At 44.1% G+C, this 11,876-nt stretch carries 11 protein-coding genes; 6 read left to right on the top strand and 5 right to left on the bottom strand.

All coding sequences use genetic code 11. From position 1 onward, the window contains the following. Window positions 1-106: 106 nt before the first annotated feature. Entirely contained in the window at window positions 107-1,144 is a 1,038-nt protein-coding gene (locus FBF61_RS12735) for a Gfo/Idh/MocA family oxidoreductase (RefSeq protein WP_138477599.1), read from the top strand. Window positions 1,145-1,223: 79 nt separating this feature from the next. On the opposite strand, the gene FBF61_RS12730 is transcribed toward FBF61_RS12735, so the two are convergent. After that, entirely contained in the window at window positions 1,224-1,589 is a 366-nt protein-coding gene (locus tag FBF61_RS12730; protein ID WP_138477597.1) for a T9SS type A sorting domain-containing protein, read from the bottom strand. Between the two features lie 455 nt (window positions 1,590-2,044). Here FBF61_RS12730 and FBF61_RS12725 point away from each other — a divergent pair, with 455 nt between their 5' ends. After that, the gene (locus FBF61_RS12725) at window positions 2,045-2,593 is read left to right on the top strand and encodes an RNA polymerase sigma factor (protein WP_138477595.1); all 549 of its coding nucleotides are present in this window, start codon (window positions 2,045-2,047) and stop codon (window positions 2,591-2,593) included. Window positions 2,594-2,604: 11 nt separating this feature from the next. Next, window positions 2,605-2,961 (top strand): hypothetical protein, encoded by a 357-nt coding sequence (locus FBF61_RS12720; RefSeq protein WP_229215024.1) that lies wholly within the window; start codon window positions 2,605-2,607, stop codon window positions 2,959-2,961. Between the two features lie 176 nt (window positions 2,962-3,137). Here FBF61_RS12720 and FBF61_RS12715 read toward each other — a convergent pair whose 3' ends face one another. Further along, entirely contained in the window at window positions 3,138-3,338 is a 201-nt protein-coding gene (locus tag FBF61_RS12715; protein ID WP_138477593.1) for a hypothetical protein, read from the bottom strand. A gap of 21 nt (window positions 3,339-3,359) precedes the next feature. Between FBF61_RS12715 and FBF61_RS12710 the strand changes: the two genes are divergently transcribed. Further along, on the top strand, window positions 3,360-3,575 hold the full coding sequence (locus FBF61_RS12710; RefSeq protein ID WP_138477591.1) for a hypothetical protein: 216 nt from the start codon (window positions 3,360-3,362) through the stop codon (window positions 3,573-3,575). A 19-nt stretch (window positions 3,576-3,594) separates the two neighbouring features. Then, window positions 3,595-3,999: an Hsp20/alpha crystallin family protein gene (locus FBF61_RS12705; RefSeq protein WP_138477589.1), complete on the top strand. Its 405-nt coding sequence runs from the start codon at window positions 3,595-3,597 to the stop codon at window positions 3,997-3,999. Window positions 4,000-4,066: 67 nt separating this feature from the next. Here the strand turns inward: FBF61_RS12705 and FBF61_RS12700 are convergent, their stop codons facing one another. Further along, window positions 4,067-5,209, bottom strand: a complete 1,143-nt coding sequence (locus FBF61_RS12700) for a carboxypeptidase-like regulatory domain-containing protein (protein WP_229215023.1) — start codon at window positions 5,207-5,209, stop codon at window positions 4,067-4,069. Between the two features lie 222 nt (window positions 5,210-5,431). Here FBF61_RS12700 and FBF61_RS12695 point away from each other — a divergent pair, with 222 nt between their 5' ends. Further along, window positions 5,432-7,171: a M56 family metallopeptidase gene (locus tag FBF61_RS12695; RefSeq protein ID WP_138477587.1), complete on the top strand. Its 1,740-nt coding sequence runs from the start codon at window positions 5,432-5,434 to the stop codon at window positions 7,169-7,171. Window positions 7,172-7,222: 51 nt separating this feature from the next. Here the strand turns inward: FBF61_RS12695 and FBF61_RS12690 are convergent, their stop codons facing one another. Together FBF61_RS12690 and FBF61_RS12685 are read right to left on the bottom strand one after the other, a co-directional pair. After that, a complete protein-coding gene (locus FBF61_RS12690) occupies window positions 7,223-8,986 on the bottom strand; it encodes a phospho-sugar mutase (protein ID WP_138477584.1) in 1,764 nt (587 codons plus the stop codon). 153 nt (window positions 8,987-9,139) lie between these two features. Beyond that, complete coding sequence (locus FBF61_RS12685; protein WP_138477583.1) at window positions 9,140-11,830, bottom strand: MGH1-like glycoside hydrolase domain-containing protein; 2,691 nt, start codon at window positions 11,828-11,830, stop codon at window positions 9,140-9,142. Window positions 11,831-11,876 lie beyond the last annotated feature (46 nt).

Genomic DNA, 11,876 nt, shown 5'->3' with positions numbered 1-11,876 from the left:
TCCGATTTGTGGAAATTCGTGTATTCGTGGCAAAAAACTACCTACGACTATTTCCGCCAGCATAACAACCAAAAGTTACCTTTGTAAAAAGCTTAAATTTAAAATTATGCCTTCAAAAATTCTTAATGTCGGATTAATCGGTTTCGGGTTGTCGGGACGGTATTTTCATTCTCCGTTTTTGAGTACGAATCCTGGGTTCAAGATCAAAACTGTGGTGGAAAGAAGCAAAAACGAAGCTCAGGAATTTCATCCTTCGATACAAAATGCAAGATCCATCGAAGAACTGCTCAGCGATCCGTCCATTGATCTGGTATTTATATGCACGCCCAACGATACGCACTACGCGTACGCGATGGACGCCCTCGAAAACGGCAAGCACGTGGTGATTGAAAAACCGTTTTCTGCTACCGAGGAAGAAGCAAAACAGCTGATTGCTCTCGCAGAAGAAAAAGAACTTGTGCTCACCGCCTATCAAAACCGTCGCTGGGATTCTGATTTCCTGACGATCCAAAAGCTGATCGCTGAGGATAAATTAGGGGATATTGTAGAATATGAATGCCGCTACGACCGTTTCCGGCCGGTAGTACCTACGGAATCCTGGAAAGAGAAAAGCGTTCCCGTGGGCGGAAATGTCTATAACCTCGGCCCCCACCTGATCGACCAGGCACTTGTGCTTTTCGGAGAACCCGAAACCGTAACCGCCGATATCCGTGTTGTACGGCCTGGCAGTGAAATCGACGATTATTTCGACATCCGTCTGGGTTACAAGGATAAACTGGTAATTGTAAAGTCCAGCCTCATGGTGTACGAAAACCTGCTCCGGTACTCTATTCACGGAACCAAGGGTTCTTTCATCAAAGGCGGTCTGGACCCTCAGGAAGAAACTTTGCGGAAAAACATACTGCCCACCGAGCAGCCCTGGGGCCGTGAGCCGGAAGACCGGTGGGGAAAACTGTACAGTGAGGACTTTTCAGGAGTCGTAGAAAGCGAGCACGGAGATTATGCCCCTTTCTACCAGAATGTATATGACGCGATCGTAGATCGTGCTGAACTGGCCGTGAAACCTTCGGAAATCCTGCGTACTACGAGGGTTATAGACCTGGCTTTCCGGAGCAGCACCGAAAAACAAGTGATGAAATATTGATCAGTAGCCATAGTCACAATAAAAGCCCGGCAAGGTATCGACCTGCCTGGCTTTTTAAGTATTACTATTGAACGGAAACTTATTTAATTACCGCTGTTACCAGACGTTTCGTTTCAGTCGAAATTACAAATGGTTTTGTAGAAACTTCACTTCCGTTGTTTACGATGAAGCTGTAGTTTCCATCAGCAAGATTTGACAAGTCAAACACTTTCGAATAGTTATCTGATTTTGGCAAAGAAGTGCTGTAAACTACGCTGCCGCTGTAATCTTTGATAATCAGTGAAGATCTCTCTTTCACGTTTTCAAGTGTCAGTTTGAATTTCAATTCGCTGTTTGAAACAAGCTCAATAGACGTGTTGTTTTCTTTTACTTTATCGCCAGCGATAGAAAGGTTTGCAGTTGATACTCCCACCAATACTGCAAGTGTCAAGATAGTTTTTTTCATTTTATTAGAATTTTTTAATGTCTGAGTTAATTGAACTTAATTGTACTTTTCAGATATACGAAAATTTGTTCTTCAAGTTTTTCTAAATCAGTTTTCAGATTGCTCTTTCGCCCGATTTGATAGTTCAAAGATAATATACAATGCAATTACAAAGCAATAAGCATGTTTTCAGCTAGTTAAAGTTCTTTCTCTTGTTATGCAATAATATTAGAATATTTATATGATTATAAAAATAACACAACAAGTAGTTCTAAATTTGACACATAACCGTCAATAGTACAATTATTAACTTATTGCACTATACCGCTAAATTGCATTGATATAGCTACTAATTGTATACCGGGGTTTACAATGCCACGGATTCACGGATTTTCACGGATAAATATTCTGCTTTTTTTGAAGTATTTTCGATAGTTGCCCGTCTGCATCATTGGTACCAATTCCCTTCACAGCGGTTGTCACAAAAAAAGCCAAATATCATTCAGACAGTTACCTCGTACGGCAAGCAGCTGCTGGGATTCATCCGTCAGCGGGTCAATTCCGATGAAGATGCCGAGGATATTCTGCAGGATGTATGGTATCAGCTGAGCAGCGTGCCTGAGCTGGATGCGATAGAGCAGATCGGCAGCTGGCTGTACCGCGTTGCGCGCAACCGGATCATCGATAAGTACCGGAAACAAAAGCCGGAATCCCTGGAAGATTATGGCTTTGAAGATGAAGAAGGAGAGTTTTATTTTAAGGATATTCTGCTCGCCGATGACGGCACTCCTGAAACGGTCTACATGAAAGAGCTATTCTGGGAGCAGCTTACCCAGGCATTGGAAGAACTTCCTGAAAACCAGCGACAGGTTTTCATCTGGAATGAAATTGAAGACCAGACTTTCCAGGAAATTTCCGACAGAACCGGCGAAAACATCAAAACTTTGATTTCCCGAAAACGTTATGCCGTCAAGCATCTGCGTGGGCGGTTGGAAACATTATATCAGGAATTTGTAAATTATTAAATTTGTCAATCATGGATCAGCGACACAAATACAAAAGGCGTTTCGGGATGTTTCCGTTAATGGCGCTTGCGGCTGCCCTCGTTCTGGGTACAGCCGTCCGCTGGCTCTGGAATGCCATTTTGCCAGCCCTGCTAAATGTTAATCCTATTTCATACTGGCAGGCGGTAGGACTTCTGGTTTTGTGCAGGATACTATTCGGCAATTTCGGAGGTCGCCCCGGAGGGTTCGGAGGACCGCCGGGAGGGTTTGGAGGGCCAATGGCTAGAAGGGCCTGGCGGGAAAAATGGCGCAACATGAGCGACGAAGACCGAAAGAAGTTCAGGCAGGAAATGCGGAATCGATGCGGAAGACCTCCTGAAAACCAATAGATTACTCAAAGCCTGGCTCTCCTGCCGGGCTTTTTTATTTTTCATAATTTCTTTAAAGTAAAATTTTGATTCGCCCGTCTGCTCTGATATACACGGTTTGTATAACACAAATTATTGTTCATTTAAACTACAAAGCCATGACAGGTCAGATTTTAAGAATCGTTGCAGGCGGGATATTAGCCGGATTCATACTTTTCGCCATCCCGTTCTTTTTGTTCAAAGTATTTTTCTTTTTCCTTTTTGTAAGCCTGCTTTTTCGCCTCCTCGGCGGCGGCGGTTACAGGAGAAGGTGGCGTCGCCATCAACGTTACTACGATCACATGCAGCGTTACAGCCCTTATCAGGAAAAAGAAAACCTGAGAGATTATTTTAACCAAAACCCACAAAATATATAAGCCATGAGAAGAAGCACCAAAATGTTGCTGGGTATCGGCGTTGCCCTTGTTACCGCTGCAAGTTTACACTGGACCGTTGGAGAGCGTTTTCACCGAAACAGGTTCGGATATTACGACCACGGCGGTTGCGCCCGCAATCGTGACAGGCACGCCCCCAATTTTAACAATAAACAATCTCGGCCCGCACCGGCGGAGAAAGAAGAATCTTCCAATTTTTAATAACTCAAACCAAAAAATCATGTGTAATAACAGATATGGAAACCGTGGCTTTGGAATGCGCCACGAACATTTTGCAAGACATTTCGGGGAAAACAGATTTTTCCGGATCCCTGTGAATATTGTCAAAAACGAAAACAACTATGAGCTGCTCATTTTCGCGCCTGACAGGGCTAAAGAAGATTTCAAGATCAGTATTAAAGGTCACGAACTGACAATTGCGTACGAACTGAAAAATGAACCAGATCAGAACAGGAACTGGATCCGCCAGGAATTCAGAAAGACGTCCTTTGAAAGATCATTTATGATCGATGAAACGGTGGATAGCGAAAACATCCGCGCGGAGTACAACAATGGTATTTTACAGCTCTTCCTGCCGATCATACCTGGTTCCGAAAAGCTAGTACAGGAAATCAGGATAATCTGATCCTTAGCCGTGTAAAATAGGTAAACCGGGCAGATTTTCCTGTCCGGTTTTTTTATAATATCTGATGTTACTCCCCGTCCCGCTTCCAATCTGCCGGTAAAAGAGATGAAAACCGGTCATTTCCGAGATCTCCGGCTATCTCAAATCCCATCGGCATCACCACCCATCCCTGAGGCGTAATCACGATGTACCCCTGCGGCAAAGTGATTTGTGTATATGCATAGGACATATCAGAATATGGGGAGCGGCCTCTTTTTTTGGTAAAAAAGACTTCCAGTTGGGTCTGAGATACCATATAACGTTCGGTAACCAGCTCTCCCGGCCTGATCAGCCGCATTCCCCTCACAGCCTCAATCCGGTTATGCAGGTGATTGGCAAGCACATTGGTGCCATTGATCGAGCGCACAGTGTTAAACCGCCGCATGGAGTCGGGGATCACCTGGTACACCTTAAATCCCTGTTCCTGCAAACTATCCGAAACCATACTCGCCAGTAAATGTTTCAGAGAGCCCTGGTAAGCTATTTTCTGATTTGTGCGCCACGCTCTTTTCTGGATGCTATCTTTCGGTATCAGTAATTCAAAGCGTGTGCTTCCTCCGTAATATACCTTGCCCTGATAATAGTCAAAATCGTCCAGATCCTGAAAAATCCGGTAACCCAGCGCGTGGTTTTCAATGATCAGCGGGTTCGTTGTCTGGGCGCCCAAATGCCCATTGTCGTCTTCCGAAATCCGCAAAACCTCCGGGTTCATGATTTTGCAGGATTTACTGAACGGACTGTTACCCAGTAATTCCCGGGTAATGATTTTAAGGTTTTTCTCCCTTTTCTTGTTTTTTCTGGCGTACACCGTCACCCCCTGCAATTCCATTCCCTCTTTCAGCTTGAACATAACCGTTTTGATGCCGGGTTGCTCAAAACGGAGCGTCTGCTTAATAGTTTCATAACCTAAAAATGATACACCCATTTCCAGGTTTCCGATGGACAGATTTGTAAGCCGGTAGTTCCCGTTTTCATCGGCATTGGTACCGATCGAAGAATTATTGATAAAAACATTTGCAAAAGGCAGCGGCTTCCCTGTTTTAGCATCCGTCACCTTGCCGGTCAGTGTTACTACGCCACCTTCCTGGGCCAAAGAGCCGCTAAAAATCCCTGATAACAACAAGGCGATAAAGCAGGTTTTAAAAAGAACGGTCGGGTTGCGATCAATCAAAACAAGGTACGGTTTTCGGATTCAAATCTTTTTAAACCCAAATATAAATGAGCAGATCGTAATGTATTGAATGTGTACGATTATAGTTTATGGTTTGTTGCAAAAAACAGCTTGATAACCCGCTCGAAATAATCTACTAGAAAAATAGTTTTTTAACTAAAAAAATAGTTTTAACTTTATCTTATGCAATTTTAGAGGCTTACAATTAACCTTTCAGATCCTATGCTGATTCCTTACCTATTCAAAGTCAGCATCTTGCTGACAGCCCTGACGTTGGGTTACCGCTGGCTCGTACGTTTTGAAACATTCTCAGTAGTTAACCGCATATTACTATGGTTCAATGTCGCGGCTTCCTGGACACTGCCTCTCGCTCCGCTTCCTGCCTGGGGTCCGATTAAGGTCCAGACAGAATTTCACGAAAACCTACCCAGACTGATCGAAAATCTTTCGGTCACGTCAGAAATCAAGGTTTCACCAGGCATTATTACTGCCGATTCCTCCAATGTAATTGTGCAGGAGTGGCAATTAACAGACTGGCTGTTGGCTATATATTTTACAGGATTAATTTTAAGCATAGCAATTTTCCTGTTTCAAATTTCCAGACTTCTGCTCAGGCTTTGGCCGTTGCCCGCTCAAAAGCTGCACAATGGTATAGTTCTCGTCAAGGACGAAAAAAATGTTTCGCCCTATTCATTTTTTGGACGAATTATTCTAAATCCCATGCAGCATTCCAACCTCGCTTTACAGCATATTTTAGCCCATGAAACCGAACATATCAGGCAATATCACAGTCTCGATCTGCTTGCAGCCGAATTCCAGCGAATTTTGCTTTGGTTTAATCCGTCAGCCTGGTTTCATAAAAAATTGGTTGACGAAAACCTGGAATATCTCGCTGACAATGCTGTTTTGAAAAATGGTTTTGAAAAGAAAGCTTATCAGATCCATCTTTTAGGTGTCACCCTTCAAACCGGCGATCTGCCACTGACGCATAATTTCGCCCAATCAATGCTGAAAATGCGGATCAAAATGATGAACAGGCAACGTTCCAAGCTCTGGGCTTCAGGCAAATATTTGCTTCTGATTGCGCTGCTTTACTTGTCTTCCGCGTTTATCGCACCTTACCAGAATAAAGTTATTGAGGCTTTACCGGAGGATATCAGACCGGTGATGAATGCGCTGGTTGTGGAAGGTAAACCATCTTCCGTACTGCAAAAAGAAGACTCCTCAGAATTAAAAAAACCAACAACAATTCGGCTGGATTCGCTGAAAAGTCAGCCGGACGACATTCTTAAATTTGGGAATAGTCCGTGGATTATAAAGAATAAAAAGACACTTTATTGGGCTATATCTCCACTGGCGACAATAGCAGAAATACACAACATGAGTCTTGAAATCAGGAATTTTGCGGGTGAAATGAATATCAATTCGATTAGTTACGATCCTTTGCAGCTTTTTATTACTTCGCTGAACGTAAAGATCAATACCCAGGGAGCTGCCGGTGAAGGCGGCCAGGAAGAAGATAAGTACACACCGGTAAAAGGATATTCGGGCTCCATTTCAAAAAATGGGAGTTTGACAATGGGAGGACTTCCACCGGAGCCGCTACTTAACAAAATCGAGACCGACTACCAAAAAGCACTGGAACTGAAACAGGAAAATGAAGCCCGCTTCTTTGAAAAAGATCTGGAGTCAAAAATAGACGGCGCTTTTTCCGGCACCATTTACACAAAAGATTACCTGGAAGGTCCACACAGAGAAGCCATATATCAAAAACTGGGTCTTGGAATTTCATCTGAAAATACCCTTAACATCACAAGCATGCATAAATTCGGCGAATTTTACCTGAATGGAAAACCCACGGGCCTGGCAACACTCAATACAATTACTATGGATCGGTTTATCAGGCTAAATCTTATACAAGACGATCATGGCAAAAAGTATTTTCTAGTTTATACTAAATAAAAATGAGGCTGCCAGGATCTCTGACAGCCTCAACATCCAAGATTTAGCTCTTTACTTCAACCCCAATTCCTCCCCAATCGCCTTCACCTTTTCTTTCAATCCGGCATAGACGCTGTCGAAATCTTCATTCTTTTCCAGGGCTGCGCGGACGCCGACGTAAAACTTGATCTTCGGCTCTGTTCCCGACGGACGGCATGTAAACTTCGTTCCGTCTTCGGTGAAAAACTGCAGTACATTCGAAGACTCTATACCCATTTCTCCGGAAGGTATGCTGCTGGTTACCGAGCTTGTAAAGTCAGTTTTTGTAAGTGCTTTGTAATCGTCCATTCTGATCACAGGCGAACCGGCAAGCGTTTTGGGAGGGTTGGCCCGGAAATCAGCCATCATTTGCTGAATTTCATCCGCACCTGCTTTGCCTTTTTTGGTCAGTGAGATTAGGCCCTCATAATAGAAACCAAATTGCTTGTAGATTTCCATCAGCATATCGAACAGGCTCAAACCTTTGTCCTTGGCATAAGCAGTCAATTCAGCGATCATCGCACAGGAAGCGATAGCATCCTTATCACGAACAGCATCGCCGATCAGATAACCATAGCTCTCTTCTCCCCCACCTATAAACTGCTCGATTCCTTCTTTTTCCCGAATTACCTGCGCGATATATTTGAAACCGGTAAGTGTATTGTAACAATTCACATCATAAGCAGCCGCCATTTTATCGATCAGATCGGTAGTTACGATGGTTTTACATACAAACTGGGTTCCGGTGAGTTTTCCGGCATCTTTCCAGGCGTTGAGAAGATAATATATCAACACACTGGCAGTCTGGTTACCATTCAGCAACTGAATCTCCCCGTGATGGTTTTTCACTGCTATTCCAACGCGGTCTGCATCCGGATCTGTTCCCAAAACAAGGTCAGCATCAATTTCTTTAGCTTTTTCAACGGCCTTGGACATCGCCTCGCTTTCCTCCGGATTTGGATAAACTACCGTTGGAAACTGTCCGTTACCCTTGGGTTCTGCCTGCTCTTCGATAACTGTAACTGCCTCAAATCCCATTTTGGCAAGAAGCGCCGGCACCAGCGTTACACCCGTTCCGTGCAGCGGAGTATAGACTATTTTCAAGCCTTTCTGACGTTCCAGAGCACCTTTTGAGATCGATAGCGACAGGATGTGATCGATATATTTCTCGTCCACATCCACGCCGATTTTGGTGATTTTGGAACTATCTCCTTCAAATTTCACCTCATCAATAGATTTGATGGCATTGACCTCGTCTATAATATTGGAATCATGAGGAGCAACAACCTGTGAGCCATCGTCCCAATATGCCTTGTATCCGTTATACTCCTTAGGATTGTGGGACGCGGTAACTACTACACCACTTTTGCATCCCAAAAGGCGAATTGCAAATGAAAGCTCGGGAGTAGGGCGCAAAGCCTCGAAAAGGTAAACTGAGATTCCGTTGGCCGAGAAAATATCAGCGATGATCTTCGCAAATTCATCGGATTTGATGCGGCTGTCGTAAGCTATCGCCACTTTAATCTCTTCATTGGGAAATGCTTTGTTGAGATAATTGGCCAGCCCCTGGGTGGCAGTACCCACAGTATAACGGTTCATACGATTAGAACCAATGCCGATCAACCCACGTAAACCGCCGGTTCCGAATTCAAGATCCTTATAAAATGCATCCGTGAGTTCAGTATCATTTCCTTCATCGATTAATTGTTGAATGGATTGTTTTGTATCGATATCATAATCGCCGTTGAGCCAGCTGCTCACCTTTGCCATTACATTTGGTTCCAATTTTGCAGTCATAATTAAGTTAAGTAGAATTTGATTTTAGATTAAGTAAGAAAATGAATCCCTTTTCGATATATAAAATCCGTTTTATCAACGATTTATATCAAAAAGGGATGTCAGATTTATTTGAGCGTAAATTAATATCTTAAATATAAATATATACCTGAATTATTTACTTATTTCCAGCTCCACTTTCTCCGGCTGATTCACCGTTTCACCGGCAGTTTTATGGATCAGCTCGGCAACCAGCCCCGTCCACCCGGTCTGATGGCTTGCGCCACATCCACGACCATTATCGCCATGAAAATATTCATAAAACAAAACGTGTTCATTGAAATGAGGATCTTTCTGCATTTTCTGATCATGCCCGTAAACCGCCCGGTTACCTTCTGAATCCCTCTTGAAAATATCGATCAACCTGCAGGCAATACCAACCGCAGCATCTTTGATGGTAGTCAGATTACCTGAATTGGTGGGATATTCGACCATAAAATCCTCCCCATAGTAAGCGTGAAACTTCATCAATGAGTCGAAGATCAGATAATTCAGCGGAAACCATATTGGCCCGCGCCAGTTAGAATTTCCACCCATGATATCAGTTAAAGCCTCGGCAGGCGTATAGTCAACCTGAAGTACCTCTCCATTAATATAAAACTTATACGGATTTTCTTCATGGTATTTGGATAAAGCCCTTACCCCATAGTCCGACAAAAATTCGCTTTCGTCCAGCATCCTCTTCAGGATCATTTTCATCCGGTGTCCGCGCAGGATTGAAAGCAGGCGGTTTTCACCTTTACCAGATTCAAACCAGCGGGAGATCAAACGAGCAAGATCGGGCCTGTTTGCAAGTACCCATTCTACCCGTCGTTTGAAAACCGGCATTTTGTCAAGATTTTGAGGATCAAGTATTTCGACTGCAAACAATGGAATTAACCCAACAATCGACCGTACTTTCAAAAGGATACTCTGACCGTTCGGAATATGGATCACATCGTAATAGAACTGGTCTTCTTCATCCCAGAGGCTGATCGAAGAATTTTTCCCGCCAATAGATTCCATCGCACCTGCAATGTGCAGGAAGTGCTCAAAAAACTTGGAAGCCATATCCTGATAAACTGCATGCACCAGCGCAATTTCCACTGAGATCCTGAGCATATTAAGGGTATACATGGCCATCCAGCCGGTAGCATCGGCCTGCTGTAATTTCCCCCCGAAAGGCATAGGGGTCGACCGGTCGAAAACACCGATATTATCCAGTCCCAAAAAGCCGCCGCTGAAAATATTATTGCCGGTATCATCTTTCTGGTTCACCCACCAGGTGAAATTCAAAAGCAGTTTATGGAATATTTTCTCAAGGAATTCGATATCTCCTACGCCGTTATTTTGCTCACGGTCAATCTCATACACTTTCCAGGTTGCCCAGCCGTGCACTGGCGGGTTGACATCCGAAAAATTCCATTCGTAGGCCGGAATCTGTCCGTTCGGATGCATGTAATATTCCCGCAAAAGGATTTCCAGCTGTCTCTTGGCAAAATCGGCATCCACTCTGGCGAGCGGGACACAGTGAAACGCCAGGTCCCAGGCAGCAAACCACGGATACTCCCATTTATCCGGCATTGAGATAATGTTGGCGGCATATAAATGCTTCCAACCCGAATTCCTGCCCCACTTACGACCTTGGTTCGGTCCTGGCTGGGCGGGGTCACCTTTCAGCCACTCATAAACATTGTAGTAATAAAACTGCTTGCTCCAAAGCATCCCTGCATAAGCCTGCCTCTGGATGGATTTAAGATCCGGGTCCGAAACACCCTTATGCAGATCGTCGTAAAAATCGTCCGCTTCCCTGATCCTTTTCGCAAAAAGGTCTTCAAATCCCCCAAATGGTTCGGAAATGGAATGATTTACGAACCGCATCCTGAAAGTAGCACTTTCACCGGCTTTGATCGTCTTGGTAAATCTTGCCGAGGCTTTGGTACCGATACAGTTGGGATTTACGGTGCTCGTCTTTCTGCCGCTGACAATATAATCGTTGATCCCGTCTTTGGGATAAGATGTATTGTTGGCGGTTCCGTATAGTTTTTTAAAATTGGTCTCGTTTTCGCAGAAAAGCAGCTCATCGGCACCATCGAGGTACAAGTTATACTTTCCGTGTTTACGGTGGGTTACTTCGATCAGCCGATTGGAAATCCCGTTCATGATCGGCTTATAATTGAATGCTTCGTATCCCCATGACCAGGTGTTACGGAACATGATGGTCGGTAGTACCGTAATCGGCGCGTCCTTTGGCCCGCGGTTGAAAACAGTTACCTTCATCATGATATCTTCCTCATCAGCCTTTGCATGTTCGATGAAGATATCGAAGTACTCGTTGTTTTCGAAAACACCGGTGTCCATGATTTCATATTCCGGGTCCTGCTTTCCGCGACGGCCGTTTTCCTGGCGCAGTTTTTCATAAGGAAACGCTTGCTGCGGGTATTTGTACAGCATTTTGGTGTAAGAATGCGTAGGAGTGCTATCCAGATAGTAGTACATCTCCTTCACGTCCTCTCCATGATTGGATTCCCGGTTGGTCAACCCAAAAATACGTTCTTTCAATATCTTGTCCCGGTGGTTCCAGAACCCGAAAGAAAGGCATATATGCTGCTTGTTATCAGAAAAACCGCCGATCCCGTCCTCTCCCCATCTATATGCCTTGGAGAGCGCCATTTCGTGGGTAATATAGTTCCATGCATCGCCATTTCCACTATAATCTTCTCTAACTGTCCCCCATTGGCGTTCAGATAAATAAGGTCCCCATTTCTTCCATCCTTTATTTTCCTTTTGCAGGCTTAATCTTACCTTTTCAGCACCGTTTGCCATTAATATGTGAATTTTCTAAAGGAATGAATTTCAATTCTAATTAAAT

The sequence above is a fragment of the Dyadobacter bucti genome (assembly GCF_005869225.1).
GTDB classification, from domain to species: Bacteria; Bacteroidota; Bacteroidia; order Cytophagales; family Spirosomataceae; genus Dyadobacter; species Dyadobacter bucti.
This window is presented reverse-complemented; position numbering and strand designations above follow the sequence as displayed.